The organism is Halobaculum magnesiiphilum (assembly GCF_019823105.1).
Classification (GTDB): Archaea; Halobacteriota; Halobacteria; order Halobacteriales; family Haloferacaceae; genus Halobaculum; species Halobaculum magnesiiphilum.
In genome coordinates, this window is record NZ_CP081958.1 from 1,815,060 (window position 1) to 1,837,936 (window position 22,877).

Consider the following 22,877-nt stretch of genomic DNA (forward strand, 5'->3'; position numbering starts at 1 on the left):
CTCCCAAAATCGCGGCGGCGAGCGTGAACGACGACGACGGGACGCGCCGGTCGTGACGGGGCGGATCGACCCGCGCGGGACGCACGCGCAACATACATCCGTCCACGCGGTCGAGACACCGGTAATGAGCGACGACGAGCCCGAACGCCGACCGCACAAGTTCTCCGAGGGGCAGGGCCTCGACGAGGACTACGAGGAGTTCACGCTCGACCCCGAGGAGCTGAACGCCGACCCCTCGCAGGTCGACCCCGTCGACACGCGCGTCATCACCGACCTGCTCGACGAGCGCAACATCCCGAAAGACCGCGTCGACGTGGAGAGCCTCATGGACGTGGGGCTGTCGTACATGGGGATCAACCGCTTCGAGGAGGCGACCGAGACGTTCGAGCGCGCCGCCCAGTTCGCCGACGAGGACTCCCTCGCCGAGCAGGAGGCGTGGGTGAACAAGGGCGCCGCCCACGCCCAACTGGAGGAGTGGGACGAGGCGATCGGCGCGTATCAGGAGGCGCTGCGCATCGACGACGACTCCGAGCACGCCGCCAGCGCCGAGACGAACCTCGCGTACGCGCTCCACGAGAACGGCCAGGGCGAGCAGGCGCTCGAACACGCCGAGAAGGCCGTCGAGATCGACCCGCGCTTCCCGCAGGCGTGGTACAACCGCGGCTTCTTCCTCGTCGAGCGCGGCCTGCTTGAGGACGCGGTGAACGCCTTCGACAACGCGATCCGGCTGGGGATGCGCAACGCCGAGGTGCTCGAGGAGAAGGCGCGCGCGCTCGACGAGCTCGGCCGCGAGGACGAGGCCGAGGAGGCCGCCGAGCGCGCCGAGGAGATCCGCGAGGAGGCCGAACAGCGGATGGTCGAGGAACACGCGGAGGGGGGCGGGGGAGCGGCCGGCGCGGGAGCGCCCGGCGGGATGGACGGCGAGCGGGGCGGCAGAGGAGGCGGCGACGCCGGCGGAGCGGGCGGCGCCCCGGGCGGGCTCGGGGACCGCTCCGGCGACGGCGACGACGATCTCGACCTCGGGGGCCTGTAGATGCCCGAGGACGGCGCGGGCGAGGGGACGGACCTCGGCGCGACCGACGGCGCCGCGGCGGACGGGACGGGAGACGACGCGACCCCCGCCGAGTCCGACCCGTCCGACGCCGAATTCCTGCTCACGCGCCGCGAGACGCCCGAAGGAACGCTCGTCGCCGTCTGCGACGCGGACGTGCTCGGCGAGACCTTCGAGGACGACGACGTTTCGCTTGAGGTGACCGAGGAGTTCTACGGGGGCGACGAGGCCGAGCCGGCCGACGCCGATGCCGTCGTCGAGGGCCTGTACGACGCCGACACCGCGAACCTCGTCGGCGAGGGCTGCGTCGGCGTCGCCGTCGACGCCGGCGTCATCGACGCCGACCGGGTGCTGGCGGTCGGCGACACCCTGCACGCGCAGTTGCTCTGGCTGTGAGCGCCCGGCCCCCGACCGCGACGGGACACGTCTCCGGCGGCGCGTGCCCGGTTTCGGTTACGGTTCTCCCGATTGACCGAAGGGATGTTACCCCTCCGACTCCTCGTACCCGGTAATGGAAGCGCCTGAGCAGGAACCGTACCCGCTCGACGTCGAGGCCGTCCGCGCCGACTTCCCTATCCTCGACCGGAAGGTCGGCGGCGACGTGACCGTCCCCGGCGAGAGCGAGGGGGACACGAAGCCGCTCGTGTACCTCGACAACGCGGCCACGAGCCACACGCCCGATCGGGTGGTCGACACGATCGCGGACTACTACCGCTCGTACAACTCCAACGTCCACCGCGGGATCCACCAGTTGAGCCAGGAGGCCAGCACCGCCTACGAGGACGCTCACGACCGCGTCGCCGAGTTCATCGGCGCCGAGGGTCGCGAGGAGGTCGTCTTCACGAAGAACACCACCGAGGCGGAAAACCTCGTCGCGTACGCGTGGGGGCTGAACGAGCTCGGCCCCGAGGACAACGTCGTCCTCACCGAGATGGAACACCACGCGTCGCTGGTCACGTGGCAACAGATCGGAAAGAAGACCGGCGCCGACGTGCGGTTCATCCGCGTCGACGAGGACGGCCGCCTCGACATGGACCACGCCCGCGACTTGGTCGACGACGACACCGCGATGGCGAACGTCGTCCACGTCTCCAACACTCTCGGGACGGTGAACCCCGTGGCCGAACTCGCGGATCTGGTCCACGACCACGACGGGCTGATCTTCGTCGACGGCGCACAGTCGGTGCCGCACATGCCCGTCGACGTGGGCGACATCGACGCGGACTTCTTCGCGTTCTCGGGCCACAAGATGTGCGGCCCCACCGGGATCGGTGTGCTGTACGGCAAGGAGCACCTCCTGGAGGAGATGCAGCCGTACCTCTACGGCGGCGAGATGATCCGGAAGGTCACCTTCGAGGACAGCGAGTGGGAGGACCTCCCGTGGAAGTTCGAGGCCGGCACGCCCGTCATCGAGCAGGGGATCGCCCTGCACGCGGCCATCGACTACCTGGAGGACCTGGGTATGGAGAACGTCCACGCCCACGAGGGGCTGCTCGCGGAGTACGCGTACGACCGGCTGACGGAGTACGACGACGTGGAGGTCTACGGCCCGCCGGGCGACGACCGGGCGGGACTGGTCGCGTTCAACGTCGACGGCGTCCACGCCCACGACCTCTCCAGCATCCTCAACGACCACGGCGTCGCGGTCCGCGCCGGCGACCACTGCACCCAGCCGCTGCACGACAAGCTCGGGATCGCCGCCAGCGCCCGCGCGTCCTTCTACGTCTACAACACGCGCGAGGAGATCGACACGCTGGTCGAGGCGGTCGACGACGCGCGACAGCTGTTCGCGTAGCGGCGGCTGTTCGCGCAACGGCAGCTGTTCGCGTACGGCCAGTCCGCCGCACACTGTAGCGCCGCACGCCGCAGCGCCGAACACCGGAGCGCCGATCCGGCGTACATACCCCCGATACGGGTGTCGCGGCTTCTCGACGAATCCTCTCGAAAGAACTCGACCGACGGTGCGGCGGCGGCGTGTGGTTCGTGGTGAATGTCAGTCCAGGTCGGAACCGGAATCCTGGCCGCCGGCGCACCTCGACACCTACATGTGAGGTATGAAAGTTAACTTTTCTGCATTCTTCCCTGAATATGTAATCGTATTTCGTAACTTCTCCGCGAGGGAAACTGCCGTCGAACTCGGGAGGTCGGTCGCCGTCCCCTCCCGAACGCCCCCGGCGGCCGTCGCGCTCCCCAGAACCCTTAACCGCCGCACTCGCCAATCCCCGCCAACAATGGGTATTGGCGGCGGCTCCGACATGTATCGCCAGCAGATCCTGGATCACTACAAGAACCCGCGCAACTACGGCGAACTCGACGACGCCACGTTCTCCCACACCGGCGAGAACCCCTCCTGCGGCGACACGATCACCGTCGACGTGCGCCTGGAGGACGACGGCGAGACGATCGAGTACGTCGCGTTCTCGGGCGACGGCTGCGCCATCTCGCAGGCGTCCGCCTCGATGCTCTCCGAGCGCCTGCGGGGGATGACCCTCGACGAGCTGGAGGCGATGGACACCGACGACATCACCGAGATGCTCGGCGTCGACATCTCCCCGATGCGGATCAAGTGCGCCGTGCTCGCCCGGCAGGTCGCCCAGGACGGCGCGAAGCTCCACGAGGGCGAGATCGACGACCTCGACGTGACGAAGACCGAGGACTGAGCGGCCGGTCGGCCGCCTCGGATACCCCCCGGGCAACCGAACACCTCCGGTCCGGCGCTACGGCACTCGCCCGAACAGGTCCCTGTTCCCCGCGACGTACCGTAACTCGCCGCGCGCCAGCTGCGCCTCGCGCGTCTCCCGCCAGTCGGCCAGCGTCCCGTCCGGCACCGCCCCCAATTCCTCGACGGACGCGACCACCGTGTCGAGGACGACCCGCAGGAACGTCGCCTCGTCGGCCGGGTAGCCGCCGGTTCCGTCCCCCTGCACCACCCAGTCGGCGCGGGCGTCGACCGCCGGCGGCGACCCCGCCTCCCGGAACCGCTCGGAAAGCAGCGTCGCCGCCCGGCCGCGGTTGCGCATCGTCCCGTGGAACGCCTCGACCACGGCGTCGTCGACCGGGTGTGACGGCGAGAACCGCGTCTCCCCGTCGAAGGTGAGCGGCAGGTGATACCAGCCGTCCGGCGCGGCCGCACGGAGCAGCGCGAGCACCTCGGCGGGCGCCAACAGGTCCGCGAACGACCGCGCGACGACACCGTCGAAGTCGCCGTCGTGGTCGGCGGCGACCTCCCGGACGTCGCCGCGCTCGAACCGGACGCGGAGCGTCGCGTCGCCGTCGGGGGCATCGAGCAGGATCGTCGATCCCTCGGGTTCGACTCCGTATCCGGCCTCGGTCGCCTCCGCGCGCAAGCGGTCGCGACCCGCGGTCAGCACTCGCCCGTCGGTGTCGACGGCGACCCACTCGCCCGTCGGGAGCGCGCCGTCGGCCAACAACCGGCGGAGCAGGCCGCAAGTGCCGGCGCCGGCTTCGAGGACGCGGACTCCGTCGCTGTCGTCGTCGTCGCCGCCGGCATCGTCCCCGTTGGCACCGTCGCTGCCGCCGCCACCGGCGTCGCGATCCGCCCCCCGCAACGCCGCTCTGAAGGCCGCGGTCGCGGCGTCGCTGTGGGCGCGGTCGTCGACGGTGCGCGCCGCCTCCAGGTACGCCACGTCGTCACCCTCCATCGGCCACCTCCCGCGTCTCCGCGAGGAAGTCGCGGACCCCGGCGACGGTGTCGCTCCACTCGGGGTGGCGCTCGAACCGCCGGAGCGCGGCCCGTCCCATCCGGGCCAACCGGTCGCGGTCGTCCGCGAGCGCGCGAAGCGCGCGCTCGACCCCCGCAACGTCGCGGGGGTCGACGAGGAAGCCGTTCTCGCCGTCGGCGACGACCGAGGACGCTCCGCCGGCCGCGGAGGCGACCGCCGGGAGGCCGAAGCCCATCCCCTCCAGGTACGCCATCCCGAAGCCCTCGTACGCCGAGGGGACCGCGAGGACGTGCGACTCGCGGAGGACGCCGGCGAGGTCGGCCGTCGACAGCTCCCCGTGAAACGACACGCGGTCGGCGATCGAGAGGTCGTCTGCCAGCGTCCGCACCGCGCGGGCGTGGTCCGGGTCGGGCTCGGGGCCGACGACCGCGACCTCCCAGTCGGCGTCGACGCCGACGACCGCCCGCAACAGTGTCGGGTGTCCCTTCCGGGGAACGAGCGACCCGAGCGAGACGACCCGCAGCGGCGACTCCCCGGCGCGCCGGTCCACGTCCGCCGGCGTCACCGCCGGATCGAACTGGTCCGCGGGCGGCGGGGCGACGTGCGTGGTGATCCCCCCGACCAGGTCGAGCACGTCGCGTTCGGTCGTCCCGCTCACGCAGACCGCGGCCGAGCAGCTCCGAAGGAATCGCCGCTCCAGCAGCGTCGCGACCGGCGCGAGCCGGCCGCCCTCGGCGCGCCGGAGGTGGTGCACCAGCGCGACGACCGGCGTGCCGCCGCGGCGGAGCCGACTGGCGAGTCCCGCCGTGCCGGGATGAGCGAGCTCGTCGACGACGACCACGTCGGCCTCACGCAGTCCCGCCGGGATCCCGGTTGCGAGCCCGGGGGTGTCGACGACGCCGAGCGGGTACCGGCGCCACGGCACCGAGAACACCCGTACCGACGCGCCGGTCGCCCGCAGCTCGGCGACGAGTCGGCGGTCGTAGCGGAATCCTCCCGAGGTGGTTCCGGGGTCGCCCGCGACGACGAGCGCCACCGCGAGTCCGTGGCCCCGGGCGGACGCGTCCTCACCCATCGCCGCGGGTCGCTCCCACCGGCTCCTCGATCGGCCCCTCGTAGCCGGCGGCGGCCTCGTCGTCCTCCCACACGGTCACGCGGAGCGTCTCGGCCGGGTCGCCGGCGGCGGCCGGGGCGAGACGCTCGTGGACGACGCGCGCGAACCGCTCGACGCTGGGGTTGTACCCCTCGAACTCGGGCAGGTCGTTCAGCGTCGCGTCGCGGTAGCGGTCCTCGACGCCGTCCAGCGCCGCGCGCACGTCGTCGATGTCGACGAGGTAGTCGTACTCGTTCAGCGACGGGCCGGCGAAGGTCGCCTCGACCGAGAACACGTGCGAGTGGAGGTCCCCCTCGGCACCCGGGTCGGGAACGGTGAGAAAGTGCTGTGCGACGAACCGGCGCGTGACGGTCGTTCGGTATGTCATCGGAGTCGTGTGGGCGTGCCGACCGCGGCTCGATCCGCTCGGACCCGCCCGCCTCGACGCGGCGGGACGGGTCGTCCGGGTCGAGGCGGCCGATCTGATGGCCGATCCCAACGGCTCCGGCACACTAAACGTGTCGTAGGCCCCCGACGGCGCGTACGATCCCGACGACGACGTGCGGCGCTCATCCGACCAACTCCTCGACGACTGGGGGGAGCCGGCGGCGGACGGCGGCGTACGCGACGCCGAGGCCGACGCAGGCGGCCGCGACCGCCGGGAGCGGCGCGGGGTAGAACGCGACGACCGGGATCGCGAGCGCCGCGGTCGCGACGGCGTCCTCCGGGGCGCCGTCGTAGCGGATCCAGTAGCGCGGCCGGATCCACCGGCCGTGAAGGTGGTCGTAGACGGCCTCCGGGGAGGTGCGTTCCCACGGACGGATCTCGTCGCCGGCGCCGAGGGCGTCGGTGCCGGCGTGGACGGCGAACGAGACGCACCCCACCGCCGCCGCGACGGTGGCGGCCGTCGGCGCCAGCGTCGCGAGCGCGGTCGCCGGGAGCGCCAGCGCCCACCCCAGCACCGGAAAGTGCAGCGTCCGCCGGTGGCGACCGACGAACAGGTCGACATCGGGGACGAGCCCGCCGACGATCCCCGCGAGGGCTGCCGGAACCGCCAACTCGGGCGCGAACGCGACCACGGGCGCCGCCAGCACCGCGCCGGCGAGGGCGTGGGTGAACGCCATCACGGCCTACGACTCGCGTCGGTAGAGGACCGCGAGGACGACGATGAGGACCACCTGCACCACCTTGTCCGCGATGCCGGTCGCGCCGAAGTTCGGGGCGTTCACGACGTACCAGATCGGTATCTGGCCGGCCGTGAACGGGATGCCGAGCGCGTACAACAGGCGCCGTCGGTAGTCGAGCAACACCGCCGCGACACCCCCGAAGAAGCCGAGCGCGGCGATCAGGAAGGCGACGGCCAGCGCGGTCTCGTCCGCGCGGAAGGCGTACGCGAGCCACAGATGGATCACGCCGGTGATCGCCGCGAGCGCGACCCCGAGCCAGTGCAGTCCGGTCATCGACTCCGTGTGGAGGGCGAACCCTCCGGACGCCGTTTCGGTGCTCATAGCCGTACGCAGGGCGCGAACTGTGTTAAAAACTCTCACGAATTCGCCAGGCACTCGTCGCCGACCCGGTCGCTGTCACGGGCCGGACGGCGGGTGGTCTACTCCGGCTTGAGACCGCCGTCCTGCACGCGCATCACGGCCTCGCCGTCCGCCAGGTTCGGCGCCACGTTTTGCGCTGCGCTCCCTCGCGGTGCTCGGTCGCTCGGCAAAACGTGGATCAAACGCACAGCGTCGCTCCCGTGGCGGTCGCCGACCGCCGTGGTCGCTCCTCGGCCGCTCGGTCGCGGTGCTCCCTCGCGAACGCCGTATCTGGCGACCTATTCCGGCTTGAGACCGCCGTCCTGGACGCGCATCACGGCCTCGCCGTCCGCCAGGTTCGGCGCGTCGACGAGCCGCACGATCCGCTTGTCGCCCTTCGACTTGCGGAGGTAGATGCGGAACGTCGAGGTGTGACCCAGGATGTTGCCGCCGATCGGCTGGGTCGGGTCGCCGAAGTAGGAGTCGGGGTTGGAGGCGACCTGGTTCGTCACGAGCACGACGCAGTTGTAGAGGTCGCCGATGCGCATCAGGTCGTGGAGGTGCTTGTTGAGCTTCTGCTGGCGCTCGGCGAGCTCGCCGCGGCCGACGTACTCGGCGCGAAAGTGGGCCGTCAGCGAGTCGACGGTGAGCATCCGGACGGGCCAGTCGGTGTCCTCGTGCTCGCTCGCGAGCTCCTTCGCCTTCTCCGCCAGGAGGATCTGGTGGTTGGAGTTGAACGCCTTCGCGACGTGGATGTGGTCGAGGAAGTCCTCGACGAGCGTCCGCATGTCGTCGTCGTCGTCGGGCGACCCCTCGATCTCGCGGCGCTCGAACTCGCGCTCGAGGATCTCGTCGTCCAGTCCGTGGACCATGTCGTCGATCCGCTCGGGGCGGAACGTGTCCTCGGAGTCGACGAAGATGGCCGATCCCTCGAGCCCGCCGTCGTCGCGGGAGAGCTGGACGTTCACGGCCATCTGGTGGGTCACCTGCGACTTGCCGGCGCCGAACTCTCCGTACACCTCGGTGATCGACTGCGTCTCCATCCCGCCGCCCAGGAGGTCGTCGACCTCGTCGATCTGCCACGAGAGCTTGCCGATCTCCTCGCGTCGTTCGAGTACCTGCGCGCCGGACTCGAAGCCGCCAACGTCGGCCGCCTCGCGGGCGCCCTGGATGATGTCGTTCGCCGTCGAGTCGCCGATGTCGGCCGTGTTGCCCAGCTCGGCGGGGCTCGCGACCGCGATGCTCTGGTAGCTGTCGAAGCCGGCCTCGACGAGCTTGTCTGCGGTCGCGGGGCCGACGCCGGGGAGTTCCTGAAGGTCGTCTTCTGCCATCGTACCCCGTCCTTGCCCGGCTCCCCTCATAAACCCTCGTTAACAGTAGGGTGAAAGTGAAACTGCGGTACGTCGCCGGGTCGATCACGAACGGTGTCCGAGGGTTCAGAAGCGATGGGGAGGCGTTCGGGGTGCGACCGTGAGTCGGGCTGTCGTGATCGACGGTCGAGGCGGCCGGGCGGCCGGAGTGTGCGGGGTGTATGAAGTGAACGGGGTGTAGGAGGTGAACGGGGTGTAGGGGGTGGACGGGGCGGGCGGTGAGCCGACCGGAGCTACTCCCAGGGGTGGCCGTTCGGGGTGCTCGGCCACAGCGGGTACCAGTACTCCTTGTCCGACTCGATGCCGAGTTCGCCGTCGAGCACCGATTCGAGCTTGAACTCCAGCTTGGAGTCGCGCTCGCTGGTCGACTCGGGGGCGAACGGGTAGTACGACCCCCGGCGGAACGAGTAGACCCAGTAGGCGTGCCGGTCGGCGTCACCGCCGTCCACGAAGCCGAACACCGCCGCCAGCAGCCGCGAACCGTACCCTCGCTCGACGAACTCGTCGGCCGCGAAGTGGACCGACGTGACGAGGTCCTCCGGGTCGTCGTCGGCGAGGACGACCCAGTGGTAGCCGTGGTCGTCCTCGTGGCGGCGGAACGTCGTCCCCGTCTCCTCGCTGCCCGCATCGAGGATCGACTCCACGGCGTCGACCGTGTCGGCGAAGTCGGTCGAGTCGACCGACGAGAAACACAGCGCGGCCTCGCCGACGGGGTCGAACCCCAGGTCCGCCTCCATCGTGACGTAGGCGGTGCTCATGCCGAACAGGTCCTCGGGGTCGGCGTCGCTGACGGCGTCGGCCTCCGCGCGCGAGCCGAGCACGGATCTGAGTGTGTCGAGAATCCCCATTGGCGCTGTCGGTACTCCGAGGGGAGCCGTGTTCAAGCCGTCGCTCGCGCGAGCGGTCGCGCTCGCCTCGGGTCGACGCGTCGGCTTCTCGGCGCCGTCAGTTCCCCTGGATCGCGTCGATCACCATCGCGGCGGCGACGACCGCCTCCTTCGGCACCCCCGTCGCGTCGTCGATGGTGATCTCGTAGGTGTCCGCCAGCGAGAACTTCCCGGCGATCGTGCCGACGTGGCCTCCGTTCGCGTCGGTTATCTCGTACCGGTGGGGGATCAGATAGCCGAACGGGAGGGCGTTCCGTGCGATCGTCGTCACGGCGCCGCGGGAGTCGATCCGCGCGATCGCCGCCTCCGTCTCGGCGTCGCGGATCGTCCACGTGTCCTGCAGGATCGAGTAGTCGTTGTCGAGGATCACGAGCTCCTCGCCCGTTCGCGAGTCGGCGAGGACGTAGTTGCCGGCGACGTCGAGCATCCCCGCCGCCTTCACGGTGAACACCTCGTTCCCGTCGGCGTCGACGAACGGGAACTCCTCCTTCAGCTTGAACATCTTCTGTTTGCCCCGGAGGACGACGTCGCCGGCGGCGTCGACCGCGCGGTACTTGTTGCGCACGAGGCTCTGGACGACGGTGTAGGTGTCGTCGGTGAGCTCGATCCCGGAGATGTCGTACGTGCGGTCGCTCATACGCGTCCGTTCCGCGGGTTCGTATTTCAACCTTCACACTGAACGGGAGAATCCGTCCCGATCCGCGGAACGCGAACTTCAGGCCCGCTCAGGCCGTCTCGAACTGCCGTTCGAGTTCCTGCAGCCGCTCGACGCGCTTCTCGGTGCTCGGGTGCGTCGAGAACAGCTTCCCGACGAACCCGGACTTGATCGGGATGACGAAGAAGGCGTTCATCTCGGCGGTGTCGCGCAGGTCCTCCTTGGGGACCCGTTCCATCCCGCTGTCGATGGTCATCAGCGCCGAGGCGAGCGCGCCCGGCTTGCCGGTGATGGCCGCGCCGCCGCGGTCGGCCGCGAACTCGCGGTAGCGCGACAGCAGGCGGATGAGCAGGAACGAGATCACCCACACGACCAGCGAGACGAGGATGGCGACCAGCACCGGCGCCTGGTTGCCGCCGCGGCCCTCGCCGCCGCCGAACAGCCAGCCCCAGCGCACGACGATGAACGCCAGCGTCGACAGGAACGACGCGATGGTCATCACCATCACGTCGCGGTTCTTGATGTGCGCCAGCTCGTGGGCGAGCACGCCCTCGAGCTCGTCGTCGTCGAGCGTCCGAAGCAGCCCGGTCGTCACGCAGACGGCGGACTTCTTCTGTGAGCGCCCGGTCGCGAACGCGTTGGGCACCCGGGAGTCGGCGACGGCCACCGTCGGCTTCGGGAGGTCCGCCTGTTGGGAGAGGCGGGTGATCTTCCGGTGGAGCTCCGGATACTCCTGTTCGGACACCTCCTTCGCGCCCATCGAGTACAGCGCGAGCTTGTCGCTGAAGAAGAACTGTCCCACCGAGAACAGCCCCATCACGACGACCATCCAGAACAGGCCGGCGAATTCCGACAACACCGCGATGAACACGATGTAGAGGGCGAACAGCAGGAACCCGGTCAGGACCATCCGGCCCCGCAGGCCCCAGTCTGTCTTCCATTCCATACCCCACAGTACCGGACCCACGGCTTAAACGCTGTCGCGGATCGGCGAAAATCGACCGGACTTATACGCCGACGGCGAGGAGTGTGCGTGTGGTCGAGGCACTCCTGGTGATCGGCGTGGTCGTCGCGGTCTTCGTCGGGTTCAACATCGGGGGGTCGTCGACGGGGGTCTCGTTCGGCCCCGCGGTCGGCAGCGGCACCCTCTCGAAGACGGGCGCGGCGGCGCTCATGTCCGCGTTCGCGCTCGCGGGCGGGTGGACGGTCGGTCGCAACGTCATCGAGACGATGGGCGGGGAGATCGTCCCGTCGTCGGCGTTCACGCTCGCCGCGAGCGTCGGCGTGCTCTTCTTCGTCGGGGTGGCGCTGTTGATCTCCAACACGTTCGGCGTCCCCGCCTCCACGTCGATGACGGCCGTCGGCGCGATCGCGGGCCTCGGCGCGGCGACGGGGACGCTCAACGCCGACGTGATGCTCCGGATCGTCGGCTGGTGGCTCGTCGCGCCCGTCGTCGCGTTCTGGATCTGTGCGGTCGTCGGCCGGTACTTCTACCCGTACCTCGACGCCGCCTTCGCGATCGACCGCTCGGCCGGCGGGGTCGTCGAGTTCGACGGCGTGCGACCCCGGATCGCGCCCGGAGCCACCGCCCGCGAGGTCGTCGGCACGGCCGCCGTGCTCGTCATCGCCTGTTACATGGCGTTCTCGGCGGGCGCCTCCAACGTCGCCAACGCGGTCGCGCCGCTGGTGGGCAACGGCTCGGTGACCGCGGGCCAGGGCGTGCTGCTGGCGGGCGCGGCGATCGCCGTCGGCGCGTTCACCATCGCCCGTCGGACGCTCGACACCGTCGGCAACGACCTCACCGACCTCCCGCTGTTGGCGGCGCTCATCGTCGAGGTGGTCTCGGCGAGCCTGATCACCTTCCTCTCGGCGATCGGGATCCCGGCCTCGTTGGCCGTCTCGGCGACGATGTCCATCGTCGGGCTCGGGTGGGGCCGCGCGACCCGGACGACGACGCTCGGCGACGCCGTCAGCGGCGCCGTCGGCGGCGCGCTCGGCGGCGACGGGGACCGGACCGACCGGCAGCGTCCCGAGGTGTCCGTCGACGCGCTCGCGGCCGAGCGCCCCGACGCCGACGACGGCGTCCCCCGAATGGGCGAGGAGCACAGGGAGGAACTGCTCGCGGAGGACCTGTTCGACGCCGGAACGACCGGCCGCGTCGTCTCCTTCTGGATCTTCACTCCCACGGTCTCGTTCGTCTGCTCGTACGCGCTGTTCGCACTCACGCCGGTGTAACCGGCTCCCGATGCTCGCGGCCCGGACCCTGCCAAACACGCGATCGGCCGCGATCGCGGGACCCCGGATCGTCGGTTTTGGCGCCCCTAAAGCCGTCTGGGCCTCGATATCTCCTACGAGATAGCAACAACTAATGGTGCGGCCGGCGAAACGCGGGACGAAATGCCCACGGTCGAATACCTTAACTACGAAGTGCTGGACGACAACGGCTGGGACCTCGACGACGACGACCTCTTCGACACCGCCGCCGACGCGGGGCTGGACGCCGAAGACTACGGCGAGCTCGACGTCAACGAGGGCGAGTACATCCTCGAGGCCGCCGAGGCCCAGGGCTACGACTGGCCGTTCTCGTGTCGCGCCGGCGCCTGCGCCAACTGCGCGGCCATCGTGAAGGAGGGCGAGATCGAGATGGACATGCAGCAGATCCTCTCCGACGAGGAGGTCGAGGACAAGAACGTCCGCCTGACGTGCATCGGTTCGCCGCAGGCCGACGAGATCAAGATCGTCTACAACGCGAAGCACCTCGACTACCTCCAGAACCGCGTCATCTGAGCGCGGCGACCGCCCCGATGTTCTCCGTTTATCCTGCCGTCAGCGACGCGTCCGCCGCCGACACTCCGATGACCGCGCGTTTTCACGTCCGAGACGCGGACGGCAACGCCTAACTCGCCGGGCGCGCGCGACGGGGTATGGACGTGCTCGGCGTCGCCACCGCGGCCGACCTCCTCCGGCTGCTCGTGCTCCCGGGGTTCGCGTGGGCCGCCTATCGCGACATCCGCACCCGCCGCGTCGCGAGTTCCCTCTGGCTCCCGTTGCTCGCGATCGGCGCGCTGGCGCTCGTCATCGACGCGACGGCGGCGTTCCCGTTCGACGGCTACGCCGGGCGGCTGTTCCTCGTCCGGGTCGGGTTCTCGATCGTCTTTCTGGTCCCCTTCTCGGTGCTCGCCTACCGGATGGCCGCCTTCGGCGGCGCCGACATGAAGGCGCTCGTCGTGCTCGCGGTCGCGTTCCCGACGACGCCGGCGTACGTCGTTCCGCTGTGGATCCTGCCGGACGTGACGTGGCTGCACACCGTCGGCTTTCCCGTACACCCCTCGACGCTCGGCGTCACGGCGATGTCGGCGCTGACGAACGCGGTGCTGTTCGGCGCCGGCTACGTCGCCCTGCTGTTCGCGTCGAACGTCGCCGCCGGGCGGTTCTCGCCGGCGATGGTCGTCGGTCGGTGGACCGGCGTCGAGGACCTCCCGGAGGTGCACGGGCAACTCATCCGCGTCGGCGGGTTGCGCCCCGAGCGCGGCCTCGACCTCGACGCCCTCCGGATGTACCTCCGCTGGCGGGGCACCACCCTCGCGACCGTCCGGGACGACCCGGACCGCCACCGCGACCCGGCCTCGGTCGGCGAGACGCGGCCGCCGACCGACGGCGCGGTCCACGACGGTCCGCGGACGGACGGGGGCGTCGACGACGGCGGGTTCGAGTTTCCCGAGTCGGACGCGGGTCCGTCCGGCATCGACGACGCCGGCGACCGGACCACCGACGCGGGAGCCGAGGCGGACGCCGCCGGCGACACGGACGACCCGTGGGCCGCCGAGCGGTTCCTCGACGAGATCGAGGGAACCGCCTACGGCACGACGCCCGAGACGCTGCGCGAGGGGCTCGACCGCGTCGTCGCCGAGGACGCGCTGTGGGTGTCGCCGGGGCTCCCGTTCCTCGTGCCGCTGTTCGGCGGGCTCGTGCTCGCGCTCACCTACGGCGACGTGCTCACGGTCGCGCTCGGGGCGCTTGGGTTGGTGTGAGCCGCGGGGGAACATGCACACACGTGGCCCGCGATGGAACGCGCACACGCGGTCCGCGACGGACCACGCACAAGACCTATCCGCGACTGCACCGACCTCACGGGCGATGAGTGATTCCCAGACCGCCGCCGGGAGCGACGACGGCGTCGCGGTCGACTTCGGCGACGACGGGCTCGTTCCCGCGGTCGCACAGGACGCCGACTCCGGCGAGGTGTTGATGCTCGCGTACGTGAACGAGGAGGCGCTCGACCGGACGCGCGAGACGGGCCGGGCGCACTACTACTCGCGCTCGCGCGAGGAGCTGTGGGAGAAGGGCGCCACCAGCGGACACACCCAGGCGGTCCGCGAGGTCCGCGTCGACTGCGACGCCGACGCCCTGCTGTACCTCGTCAAGCAGACCGGCGGTGCCTGCCACACCGGGCACCGGTCGTGTTTCCACCGTACCGTCGACGGCGAGCACGTCGGCGAGCGTGTGTTCGACCCCGACGCGGTGTACGAGTGAGGGATGGCACGGAACACAGCCGGCGACGCCGGTAACTCCGGGGTTTCGGGAGGCTCCGGCGCTTCCGGCGACACCCCGGATCGCCCCGACCCGCTGCCCGAGGCCGAGCGCGACGCCGCCGACATCGCGGCCGAGCTCCGGGAGGCCCGCGAGCGCCGCGACGACGCGGTCGCCGCCGTCGAGGAGCACGGCGAGTCGACGCTCGCGACCGTCCGCGACGCCCTCCGGCGCGCCGACCGCCTGCTGGACCGCTACGTCGACTCGGCGACCGGCACCGGCGACTTCCAGGCGTACGTCGAGTTCCAGGGCGAGTTCGCGGCCGTCGTCGAGGACCTCGACGAGGACGCCCCCGGCCACGACGCCTTCGAGCGGGCCAACGAGGCCGTCGACGGCCGGCGGCTCTCGGAGTCCGACTTCGAGCGCGCCCGCGAGGCGCTCTCCCCCGCCCGCGAGCTCGCCGACCGGCTGGCCGAGCGCGAGGACGCCGCGGACGCGGTCCACGAGGCGACACGGGAGGCGAACCGGCGCCTCGGCGCGCTCGACGACCGCATCGACGAGCTGGAGCGGCTGGTCGAGCTGGGCGAGGCGGACCTGACCGCCCCGACCGAGGAGCTCCGCCAGCCGATCGCGGCCTACAACGACGCCGTCCGCGACGCGTTTGACGACTTCAGACGGGAGGCGCCGGCCCGCGAGCTGCTGGCGTTCGTCGCCGACGCCGCCGAGTCGCCGTTCGTCGACTACGCCGCGCCGCCCTCGGATCTGCTCGCCTTCCTCGACTCGTCGCCGGCAGAGGGGGCGTCGCTGCCGGACCTGCTCGACTACGCCGACTACTCCGCCTCGAAACTGGATCACTACGTCGAGGACCCGGGGACGTTCACGGCGCGGGTGCGACCCCACCGCACGTACCTCGAACGGCTGTCCGCGGAGCCGCTGACGGTCGACTGGCCGCCGCCGTCGGCCGAGACCCTGCGGTTCCGGCGCGAGGAGCTCGTCTCGGTCGTCGCCAAGTTCGCGCCCGAGGGGACCGTCGCCCGCGCCCGCGAGCTGCGCGAGGTCGCCGACCACCCCGACTACACGCGGCTCCGCCGCGCCGCCGAGGCCGAGGCGGAGCTGTCGGACGCGGAGGTCGAGCGCGTCGCCTCGGGCGAGGCGGCCGCCGAGCTGGCCGAGGCGCGCGAGCGACGCGAGTTGCTGGCGGACACGCTCGACGGATCGGACGCGTGAGGGCGATCGGACGCGTCCCCGCGGCAGTCGCAGTCGGTTCAGTTCACAGCGGCCGCGCGTACACCGCCGTCGGGTACGACTCCCCGCCCACCTCGAACGCCGACGCGCCGATCCGCTCGAACCCGCGCGCCTCGTAGAACTCGCGTGCGGCGCGGTTCTCCGTGAACGTCTCCAGCACCAGCCGCGAGCACGCGTCCGGGACGCGGTCGACCGCGGCCTCCAGCAGCGCCGAGCCGACGCCCGCGCCCTGCGCGTCGGGGTCGACGTAGATCGCCCGTAGCTCCGCGTCGTCGCGCTCGCAGAACGCCTTGCGCCCGTCGCCGACCACCGCGTCGGCGAAGCCGACGACCGCCCCCGGCTTTCGGTCGACGGCGACGAGGAACGTCCGGCCGTCGCCGGTCGCGCGGTCGTACCGGTCCTGTAGCTCGACGCCCTCGGGGACCGTCATCGCCTCCAGCCGCTCGGCGGGGAGGATGTCGGCGTAGGCGTCGCGCCAGGCGGCGCGGTTGACGACCAGCGCCGCCCGGAACTCCGTCGGCGAGGCGACCGGCCGAACCTCGATGTCCATACGCGAGACTCGGGGTCGGCGGGAGGAAAGGGTTCGGGGGGTGTGTCGGGGGTCCTCGCCGGGGGCGCTCGGGGCACGGCGTCGCCGGCGACGCGGTCGTCCGTCGGCTACTCCGGGGTTGTCGGTCGGCTACTCCGGGGTCGTCAGTCGGCTACGTCGCGGCGTCGGCCTTCGCCGCTTCGAGGGTCTCCCGGACGTCCCGCGCCAGCGACGTGGCGCGCTCGGGGTCGGCGGACTCGGCGTACACGCGCACCTTCGGCTCCGTCCCGGAGGGTCGCACGAGCACCCACGCGTCGCCGTAGTCGAGGCGGTAGCCGTCCTTCGTGTCCGGTTCGGCGTCGGCAGCGTCGGCGTACGCCTCGGCGGCCTCCAGCATCGCGTCCAGTTGGTCGTCGGAGTCGTACGAGAGGTTCTCGCGGACGTTCGTGTAGTCCTCGTACGGGGCCACGATCTCGCTCACGGTCGCCCCACGCTCGGCCAGCAGTTCGAGGAACTTCGCGGCGATGAACGCGCCGTCGCGCACGAGCCGGTAGTCGGGGAAGAACACCCCGCCGTTGCCCTCGCCGGCGACGGGGACGGACTCGCCCTCGCGCCACAGCTCCTTGATCCGGGTGATGATGTTCGTCGAGCCGATGGGCGTGAGTTCGAGGTTCGCGCCGGCGGCCTCGCACACGTCGACGAGGCGCTGGGAGACGTTGACGGCGGCGACGGTGGTGTCGCCCTCGCCCAGATCGCGGGCGGCAAGCGCCGCCAGCGAGGCGTCGCCCTCGACGTACTCGCCGGCCTCGTCGAAGAAGATGGCGCGGTCGGCGTCGCCGTCGTGGGCGATCCCCACGTCGGCGTCCGCGGCGCGCACGAGCCGCCCGAGGTCGTCGAGGTTCGCCTCGACGGGCTCGGGGTCCCGGCCGGGGAAGTGGCCGTCCGGCTGGGCGTTGACCGTCACCACGTCACAGCCGAGTTCGCGGAAGAACTCCGGCGAGGTGAGCGCGCCGGCGCCGTGGCCGGGGTCGAGCGCGACCGTGAGGTCGGCGGCGGCGACGGCGTCGCGGTCGATCGCCTCGAGCATCTCCGCGACGTACTCGTCGTTGGCGTCGGGTACGCGGCGGGAGTCGCCCATCCGGTCCCACGACACCGTCGTCGGCTCCTCCGCGAGAAGGCGGTCCTCGACGACCTCGAGTCGGTTCACCGGGAGCTCGATCCCGTCGTCGCCGACGAGCTTGACGCCGTTGAACTCCGGGGGGTTGTGCGACGCGGTGATCATCACGCCGGGCACCGCCTCGACCTCGCAGTAGCGGACGAGGCTCGGCGTGGGGACGACGCCGAGCCGCTCCACGTCGACGCCGGCGGCGGTGACGCCGGCGGCGGCGGCGTCGGCGAACGTCCGCCCGGAGGTGCGGGTGTCGCGGCCGAGGGCGACGCGCTCGGCGTCCCACGTCGCGGCCGCGGCCGCGGCGACCCGGGAGACGAACTCCGGGGTGAACTCCTCGCCGACGACCCCGCGGGTGCCGCTCGATCCGAAGACCTTCATTCGGTTCGTGGGTCCGACGGCCGGCGGGATAGTGGTTCCGAACCGACGCGTGGCGGGCTGGCCCGCGAATACCACCGATGACGGCGACACACGGCGGTCTGTGACACGCCAACCGACAGCGGGATTTACCACCTCCGCGGGACAACCCGTGGGCATGATCCACGCGACCGGTCCGCTGCTGTCGGTCGACCTCGACGCCCGCGAGACGACCACGGAGGAGATCGACGACGTCCTCGGCGAGTTCGTCGGCGGCCGCGGCGTCGCGACGAAGCTGGCGTTCGACCGCGTTCCGTTCGACGCCGACCCGCTCGGCCCGGAGAACCGCCTCTATCTCTCGACCGGGCCGCTCCAGCACTCGCGGATGAGCTTCACCGGCCGGATGAACATGACGAGCGTCTCGCCGCTGACCGACGGGCTCGCCTCCTCGAACGCCGGCGGCTTCCTCTCGCGAAACTTCACCGCGACCGGCTACGCCGCCGTCGAGCTCCGCGGCGCCGCCGACACGCCGCTTGCGGTCCACATCCGCGACGACGGGGTGACCTTCGAGGAGGTGCCCGATCTCGCGGGCGCGGAGGTGCCCGCGGTGTCCGAGTGGGCCGAGGAAACGCACGGCTTGGAGGCCGAGCACCTCGCGTGCATCGGCCCCGCCGGCGAGAACCTCGTCCGCTACGCGTGTGTGATGACCAGCGAGACGCGCGCGTTCGGCCGCACCGGACTCGGCGCTGTCCTCGGCAGCAAGAACGTGAAGGTGCTCACGTTCGACGGCGACAGCGAAGCCGACGTGGAGATCGATCCGATCCAGACGGACGTACACCGCGAGGCGGCCACCTCGGACCACGTGATGAAGCGGCAGGGCACCACCAGCGTCACCGAGTACGCCAACGCCGTGGAGGCGCTGCCGACGGAGTACTTCGCCCGCACCTCCTTCGAGGGGGCGGAGGGCATCTCGGGCGACGCCGTGGAGTCGAAGAAGTACCGGAAGGGCACCTGTTCGCAGTGTGCGTTCGCGTGTAAGCTCCCCACCCGCGACGAGGCGGCCGGCGTCGAGACGGAGGGGCCGGAGTTCGAGACGGTGATGGCGTGGGGGTCGAACCAGCTCGTCGACGACGTGGTCGAGGTGATGAAGGCCAACGACCTGTGTGACCGCCTCGGCGTCGACACCATCTCCGCGGGCGACACGATGGCCGCCTATCTGCAGAGCGAGGACGACCTCGCGAACCCCGAGCGCGCCCGCGAGCTGCTGCGGACGGCCGCCTACCGCGAGGGCGAGGTCGGCGACCTGCTCGCGGAGGGCGTCCACCGCGCCGCCCCCGAGCTGGGCGTCGAGGACTGGTCGGTGAAGGGGCTGGAGTTCGCGGCCCACGACGGCCGCACCCTCAACGGGCAGGGCCTCTCCTTTGCCACCTCGAACCGCGGCGCCGACCACATGTACGCCAGCTTCTACTCGAAGGAGTACCCCCTCGTCGACAAGGAGGAGGCCGTCGACAAGCGCGGGCTCGACGGCAAGGCTCCGATGGTCGCCGACGCGGAGGACCACAACGCCGTCCTCGACTCGGCGGTCGCCTGCAAGTTCAGCCGGGACTTCATGACCGAGGAGCGCCTCGGGAGCCTGCTCGACGCCGACTACGACGACCTGCTGGCGGTGGGCGCGCGCGTGGTCGAACTGGAGCGGGCGTTCAACAACCGCCGCGGCTTCGACCGCGCGGACGACGCGCTCCCGTACGACATCGAGGGGTTCGAGGAGGCGCTCGACGAGTACTACGACGCGCGCGGCTGGCGCGAGGACGGCGTCGTCCCCGGGCTGGGCGAGGCCGACGCGGGGGTCGACGCCGCGAGCGCCGACGACTGAGACGCGATGTCCGACGCTCCCGCGTCCGACTCGTCCGTGGCCGACCGAACCGGGCGCGCCGATATCGTCGTCGTCGGCTGCGGCCCCGGCGGCGCCGTCCTCTCGTACCTGCTGGCGCGCAGCGGCGTCGACGTGACGCTCGTGGAGCGGGCGGGCACCTTCGAGCGCGAGTACCGCGGGTTCGGCTGGAACCCCGGCGTCGTCCGCCTGTTCGACGGGATGGACGTGCTCGACGACGTGCTCGACCTGGCCCACGAGACGGTCACCGAGGGGGCGTTCTCGCTGTACGGCGAGCGGGTTCCCGTCCTGAACCTCGACCTGCTCGACACCGACTACCCGTACGTCCTGATGATGGAGCAGCCGGCGCTGCTGGAACGCCTCGTCGACCGCGCCGGCGCGTCCGACGGCTTCTCGTTTCGTCCGGCCACGACCGTCACCGGCCTCCTGACCGACGACGCCGGCGCCGTCCGCGGCGTGACCGCCCGCGACCGGACGGCCGACGAGACGGTCGCGATCGAGGCGCGCTGCGTCGTCGGCGCGGACGGCCGCTACTCGACGGTCCGCGAGGAGGCCGGGATCGACCCCGGCCTGTTCGACTCGCCGCTCGATCTGGTCTGGTTCAAGCTCCCGGCCGGCGCGGTCGAGACGGACGCGCAGGGGCAGATCGCCCGCGAGGGCATCCTCGTCCAGTTCGGCCTCGGCGGCGGCGAGCTCCAGGTCGGCTACCTCCTCCGGGACGGCGAGTGGCCGACGGTCCGGGAGGCCGGCTTCGACGCCTTCCGCGACCGCGTCGCCGCGGTCGACCACGAGGTCGCCGCGGCCGTCGGCGAGCACCTCGACGGCTTCGCCGACACGACGCTGCTGGACGTCTCGCCCGGGATCGCCGACACCTGGACCCGCGACGGCCTCCTGATCCTCGGCGACGCCGCCCACGTCGCGAGCCCCATCGGCGCGCAGGGCAACCCCCTCGCCGTCGAGGACGCGGTCGTCGCCCACGACCGGCTCGTCCGGGCGCTCGCGTACTCGGAGGGGACCGTTCCGCGGTCCCGGCTCCGCGCGTTCGAGCTGCGCCGGCGCCCGACGGTCGAGCGCGTGATCGCGCTCCAGCGGCGCGCCGCCGCGAACTTCGCATTCTGGATCGATCACGGGGGGCGCGTTCCCCCCTCGCTCGTCCGCGCGGCGGCGGTGGTCGGCCGCGGCGTGGCGCGCACCCGGCTCGCCCGCCGGGCGGTCGAGCCGTTCGCCCTCGGCGACCGCTCCGTCACGGTCGCGCGCTCGCACTTCACGGAGTGACGTGGTCGAACTTCGCGGAGTGACGCGCGGGTCCGCCCGCCCGCGACCTCGTTCGCCCGTCAGGTCGCACCACCGACTTTTCAGCCCTGATAGGCGGGAGCGAACGGTTATGAGTCGCCTGGGCCGGGTTCCCGACATGAACATGAAGCGGATGTCGACCCTCTCGGTCGGCATGCTGTGCGTGCTGGCGCTGGGGGCCGCGGCGTTGGTCGCCGTTCAGGTGATCTGAGGGCGTCCCGGCGCGCCGCCGCCGCGGCGAACCGACGGACCCAACCCCGCCGAGCCCCTGGCGTCTCCCGATGGAGATACGGTTCCTCGGCGGCGCCCGCGAGGTGGGCCGCTCGTCGGTCCTCGTCGACGACGCGCTCCTGCTCGATTACGGGACGCTGACCGGGGAACCGCCGCAGTACCCCGTCGGCCGACCCGAGCCGGACGCCGTCGTCGTCAGTCACGGCCACCTCGACCACGTCGGGCAGGTGCCGGCCCTGTTGCGGGGCGACCGCCGGCCGCCGATCCACTGGACGCCGCCGACCGGCGAGCTGGCGCGGGTGCTCGCGCGCGACACGCTCAAGCTGCGGGGGTACGACTGCACCTTCACCGAGAGCCACGTACAGCGACTCGGCGAGGTCGAGGAGCGCCACGGGTACGACGAGCCCTTCACGGTCCGCGCGGGCGACACGGAGTACGAGGTCACCTTCTCCGACGCGGGCCACATTCCGGGGAGCGCACACGTGCTCGTCGACGACGGCGACACGCGCCTGCTGTACACGGCGGACTTCCACACCGACGACACCCGCCTGCTGTCCGGGTCGACGGCGCGGCCCGACGCGGACGCGGTGATCTGCGAGAGCACCTACTCGGACGTGACCCACGAGGACCGGGCTCGCGTCGAGGAGCGCTTCGTCGAGACGGTCCGGACCACCCGCTACGAGGGCGGGACCGCGCTGATCCCGGCGTTCGCCATCGGGCGGACTCAGGAGGTGCTGACGGTGCTGGAGGACACCGAGATCAGACCCTACCTCGACGGGATGGGCCAGCGCGTCACCGACATCGTCCGGCGGTACCCCGAGTACGTCCGCGATCCCGAGGCGCTCCGTCGGGCGAAATCCGGCGCCAGATACGTCACCGGGAAGGACGGCCAGCGCGAGCGCATCGCCGCCGACAACGAGGCGATCGTCACCACCTCCGGGATGCTCTCGGGCGGCCCCGTGATGCGCTACCTCCCGATGTTGCGCTCGGACCCCACGAACCGCGTCTGTCTCACCGGCTACCAGGTCGAGGGCACGAACGGGCGGATGCTGCTCGACCACGGCCGCTGCGACCTCGACGGCGGCGTCGTCCCCGTCGCCGCCCGCGTCGAGCTGTTCGACTTCTCCGCGCACGCCGATCGCGACGGGCTCCGCTCGTTCCTCGACGACTACCGCGGCGCGACGGTGCTCGTCAACCACGGCGATCGGTGCCCGGCGTTCGCCGAGGAACTCCGGGCCGACGGCTACGACGCGAGCGCGCCGGAACTCGGCGAGACGGTCCAGCTCTGATCCCGGGACGGTCGAGGTCCGAACTGTGGTCCGGGGTCGCCAGTCCCTCGCGGGCGGGCGAAGCGTTTCACTCGCGTGC

General features: G+C 71.4%; 23 protein-coding genes. 12 read left to right on the top strand and 11 right to left on the bottom strand.

The features are described from left to right. The first annotated feature begins 124 nt into the window (after window positions 1–124). The 4 genes from K6T50_RS09160 (at window position 125) to sufU (ending at window position 3,711) form a co-directional block, all read left to right on the top strand. Entirely contained in the window at window positions 125–1,033 is a 909-nt protein-coding gene (locus K6T50_RS09160; RefSeq protein WP_222606313.1) for a tetratricopeptide repeat protein, read from the top strand. 117 nt (window positions 1,034–1,150) lie between these two features. Next, window positions 1,151–1,447 (top strand): DUF424 domain-containing protein, encoded by a 297-nt coding sequence (locus tag K6T50_RS09165; protein ID WP_321170123.1) that lies wholly within the window; start codon window positions 1,151–1,153, stop codon window positions 1,445–1,447. Window positions 1,448–1,562: 115 nt separating this feature from the next. After that, on the top strand, window positions 1,563–2,846 hold the full coding sequence (locus tag K6T50_RS09170) for an aminotransferase class V-fold PLP-dependent enzyme (RefSeq protein ID WP_222606315.1): 1,284 nt from the start codon (window positions 1,563–1,565) through the stop codon (window positions 2,844–2,846). Between the two features lie 442 nt (window positions 2,847–3,288). After that, window positions 3,289–3,711 carry a Fe-S cluster assembly sulfur transfer protein SufU gene (gene sufU, locus K6T50_RS09175; protein WP_222608874.1) on the top strand — a complete coding sequence of 141 codons (423 nt, stop codon included), beginning with the start codon at window positions 3,289–3,291 and terminating at the stop codon, window positions 3,709–3,711. 57 nt (window positions 3,712–3,768) lie between these two features. Here sufU and K6T50_RS09180 read toward each other — a convergent pair whose 3' ends face one another. The 9 genes from K6T50_RS09180 to htpX form a co-directional block, all read right to left on the bottom strand. Beyond that, window positions 3,769–4,713: a class I SAM-dependent methyltransferase gene (locus K6T50_RS09180; RefSeq protein ID WP_222606316.1), complete on the bottom strand. Its 945-nt coding sequence runs from the start codon at window positions 4,711–4,713 to the stop codon at window positions 3,769–3,771. Further along, on the bottom strand, window positions 4,703–5,809 hold the full coding sequence (locus tag K6T50_RS09185) for a glycosyltransferase family 4 protein (protein ID WP_222606317.1): 1,107 nt from the start codon (window positions 5,807–5,809) through the stop codon (window positions 4,703–4,705). Before K6T50_RS09185 ends, K6T50_RS09180 begins: the two co-directional genes overlap by 11 nt. Continuing rightward, a complete protein-coding gene (locus K6T50_RS09190; protein ID WP_222606318.1) occupies window positions 5,802–6,215 on the bottom strand; it encodes a 6-pyruvoyl trahydropterin synthase family protein in 414 nt (137 codons plus the stop codon). Before K6T50_RS09190 ends, K6T50_RS09185 begins: the two co-directional genes overlap by 8 nt. A 181-nt stretch (window positions 6,216–6,396) precedes the next feature. Then, entirely contained in the window at window positions 6,397–6,951 is a 555-nt protein-coding gene (locus K6T50_RS09195; protein ID WP_225935294.1) for a metal-dependent hydrolase, read from the bottom strand. 6 nt (window positions 6,952–6,957) lie between these two features. Further along, on the bottom strand, window positions 6,958–7,335 hold the full coding sequence (locus K6T50_RS09200; protein WP_222606320.1) for a DUF7475 family protein: 378 nt from the start codon (window positions 7,333–7,335) through the stop codon (window positions 6,958–6,960). A 317-nt stretch (window positions 7,336–7,652) separates the two neighbouring features. Beyond that, a complete protein-coding gene (radA, locus tag K6T50_RS09205) occupies window positions 7,653–8,684 on the bottom strand; it encodes a DNA repair and recombination protein RadA (protein ID WP_222606321.1) in 1,032 nt (343 codons plus the stop codon). A 272-nt stretch (window positions 8,685–8,956) separates the two neighbouring features. Then, window positions 8,957–9,571 (bottom strand): PspA-associated protein PspAB, encoded by a 615-nt coding sequence (pspAB, locus tag K6T50_RS09210; RefSeq protein ID WP_222606322.1) that lies wholly within the window; start codon window positions 9,569–9,571, stop codon window positions 8,957–8,959. A gap of 97 nt (window positions 9,572–9,668) precedes the next feature. Continuing rightward, window positions 9,669–10,247: an LURP-one-related/scramblase family protein gene (locus K6T50_RS09215; RefSeq protein WP_222606323.1), complete on the bottom strand. Its 579-nt coding sequence runs from the start codon at window positions 10,245–10,247 to the stop codon at window positions 9,669–9,671. A gap of 88 nt (window positions 10,248–10,335) precedes the next feature. Next, entirely contained in the window at window positions 10,336–11,211 is an 876-nt protein-coding gene (gene htpX / locus K6T50_RS09220) for a zinc metalloprotease HtpX (RefSeq protein ID WP_222606324.1), read from the bottom strand. Window positions 11,212–11,300: 89 nt separating this feature from the next. On the opposite strand from htpX, the gene K6T50_RS09225 reads away from it, so the two are divergent. From K6T50_RS09225 to K6T50_RS09245, 5 genes are all read left to right on the top strand, one after another. Next, the gene (locus K6T50_RS09225) at window positions 11,301–12,500 is read left to right on the top strand and encodes an inorganic phosphate transporter (protein WP_222606325.1); all 1,200 of its coding nucleotides are present in this window, start codon (window positions 11,301–11,303) and stop codon (window positions 12,498–12,500) included. 162 nt (window positions 12,501–12,662) lie between these two features. Beyond that, window positions 12,663–13,052, top strand: a complete 390-nt coding sequence (gene fer / locus K6T50_RS09230) for a ferredoxin Fer (RefSeq protein WP_222606326.1) — start codon at window positions 12,663–12,665, stop codon at window positions 13,050–13,052. Between the two features lie 143 nt (window positions 13,053–13,195). Beyond that, window positions 13,196–14,296, top strand: coding sequence for an A24 family peptidase (locus K6T50_RS09235; RefSeq protein ID WP_222608875.1), 1,101 nt, complete (start codon window positions 13,196–13,198; stop codon window positions 14,294–14,296). Window positions 14,297–14,402: 106 nt separating this feature from the next. Continuing rightward, entirely contained in the window at window positions 14,403–14,798 is a 396-nt protein-coding gene (hisI, locus tag K6T50_RS09240) for a phosphoribosyl-AMP cyclohydrolase (RefSeq protein WP_222606327.1), read from the top strand. Between the two features lie 3 nt (window positions 14,799–14,801). Continuing rightward, window positions 14,802–16,022, top strand: a complete 1,221-nt coding sequence (locus K6T50_RS09245; protein ID WP_225935295.1) for a DUF7118 family protein — start codon at window positions 14,802–14,804, stop codon at window positions 16,020–16,022. 43 nt (window positions 16,023–16,065) lie between these two features. Here K6T50_RS09245 and K6T50_RS09250 read toward each other — a convergent pair whose 3' ends face one another. Continuing rightward, complete coding sequence (locus K6T50_RS09250; RefSeq protein WP_222606328.1) at window positions 16,066–16,590, bottom strand: GNAT family N-acetyltransferase; 525 nt, start codon at window positions 16,588–16,590, stop codon at window positions 16,066–16,068. Between the two features lie 151 nt (window positions 16,591–16,741). Then, window positions 16,742–18,118 carry a phosphoglucosamine mutase gene (gene glmM / locus K6T50_RS09255; protein WP_222606329.1) on the bottom strand — a complete coding sequence of 459 codons (1,377 nt, stop codon included), beginning with the start codon at window positions 18,116–18,118 and terminating at the stop codon, window positions 16,742–16,744. Window positions 18,119–18,272: 154 nt separating this feature from the next. Here glmM and K6T50_RS09260 point away from each other — a divergent pair, with 154 nt between their 5' ends. From K6T50_RS09260 to K6T50_RS09270, 3 genes are all read left to right on the top strand, one after another. Further along, window positions 18,273–19,967 carry an aldehyde ferredoxin oxidoreductase family protein gene (locus tag K6T50_RS09260; protein WP_222606330.1) on the top strand — a complete coding sequence of 565 codons (1,695 nt, stop codon included), beginning with the start codon at window positions 18,273–18,275 and terminating at the stop codon, window positions 19,965–19,967. A 6-nt stretch (window positions 19,968–19,973) separates the two neighbouring features. After that, on the top strand, window positions 19,974–21,260 hold the full coding sequence (locus K6T50_RS09265) for an FAD-dependent monooxygenase (RefSeq protein ID WP_225935296.1): 1,287 nt from the start codon (window positions 19,974–19,976) through the stop codon (window positions 21,258–21,260). A 299-nt stretch (window positions 21,261–21,559) separates the two neighbouring features. Further along, complete coding sequence (locus K6T50_RS09270) at window positions 21,560–22,798, top strand: MBL fold metallo-hydrolase (protein ID WP_222606331.1); 1,239 nt, start codon at window positions 21,560–21,562, stop codon at window positions 22,796–22,798. Window positions 22,799–22,877: the final 79 nt, after the last annotated feature.

Bases quoted from the DNA above. Each gene is read 5' to 3' on its own strand.
- K6T50_RS09160 (WP_222606313.1), top strand. From the start codon at position 125: ATGAGCGACGACGAGCCCGAACGCCGACCGCACAAGTTCTCCGAGGGG.
- K6T50_RS09170 (WP_222606315.1), top strand. From the start codon at position 1,563: ATGGAAGCGCCTGAGCAGGAACCGTACCCGCTCGACGTCGAGGCCGTC.
- K6T50_RS09180 (WP_222606316.1), bottom strand. From the start codon at position 4,713: ATGGAGGGTGACGACGTGGCGTACCTGGAGGCGGCGCGCACCGTCGAC.
- K6T50_RS09185 (WP_222606317.1), bottom strand. From the start codon at position 5,809: ATGGGTGAGGACGCGTCCGCCCGGGGCCACGGACTCGCGGTGGCGCTC.
- K6T50_RS09190 (WP_222606318.1), bottom strand. From the start codon at position 6,215: ATGACATACCGAACGACCGTCACGCGCCGGTTCGTCGCACAGCACTTT.
- K6T50_RS09195 (WP_225935294.1), bottom strand. From the start codon at position 6,951: ATGGCGTTCACCCACGCCCTCGCCGGCGCGGTGCTGGCGGCGCCCGTG.
- K6T50_RS09200 (WP_222606320.1), bottom strand. From the start codon at position 7,335: ATGAGCACCGAAACGGCGTCCGGAGGGTTCGCCCTCCACACGGAGTCG.
- radA (WP_222606321.1), bottom strand. From the start codon at position 8,684: ATGGCAGAAGACGACCTTCAGGAACTCCCCGGCGTCGGCCCCGCGACC.
- pspAB (WP_222606322.1), bottom strand. From the start codon at position 9,571: ATGGGGATTCTCGACACACTCAGATCCGTGCTCGGCTCGCGCGCGGAG.
- K6T50_RS09215 (WP_222606323.1), bottom strand. From the start codon at position 10,247: ATGAGCGACCGCACGTACGACATCTCCGGGATCGAGCTCACCGACGAC.
- htpX (WP_222606324.1), bottom strand. From the start codon at position 11,211: ATGGAATGGAAGACAGACTGGGGCCTGCGGGGCCGGATGGTCCTGACC.
- fer (WP_222606326.1), top strand. From the start codon at position 12,663: ATGCCCACGGTCGAATACCTTAACTACGAAGTGCTGGACGACAACGGC.
- hisI (WP_222606327.1), top strand. From the start codon at position 14,403: ATGAGTGATTCCCAGACCGCCGCCGGGAGCGACGACGGCGTCGCGGTC.
- K6T50_RS09245 (WP_225935295.1), top strand. From the start codon at position 14,802: ATGGCACGGAACACAGCCGGCGACGCCGGTAACTCCGGGGTTTCGGGA.
- K6T50_RS09250 (WP_222606328.1), bottom strand. From the start codon at position 16,590: ATGGACATCGAGGTTCGGCCGGTCGCCTCGCCGACGGAGTTCCGGGCG.
- glmM (WP_222606329.1), bottom strand. From the start codon at position 18,118: ATGAAGGTCTTCGGATCGAGCGGCACCCGCGGGGTCGTCGGCGAGGAG.
- K6T50_RS09260 (WP_222606330.1), top strand. From the start codon at position 18,273: ATGATCCACGCGACCGGTCCGCTGCTGTCGGTCGACCTCGACGCCCGC.
- K6T50_RS09265 (WP_225935296.1), top strand. From the start codon at position 19,974: ATGTCCGACGCTCCCGCGTCCGACTCGTCCGTGGCCGACCGAACCGGG.
- K6T50_RS09270 (WP_222606331.1), top strand. From the start codon at position 21,560: ATGGAGATACGGTTCCTCGGCGGCGCCCGCGAGGTGGGCCGCTCGTCG.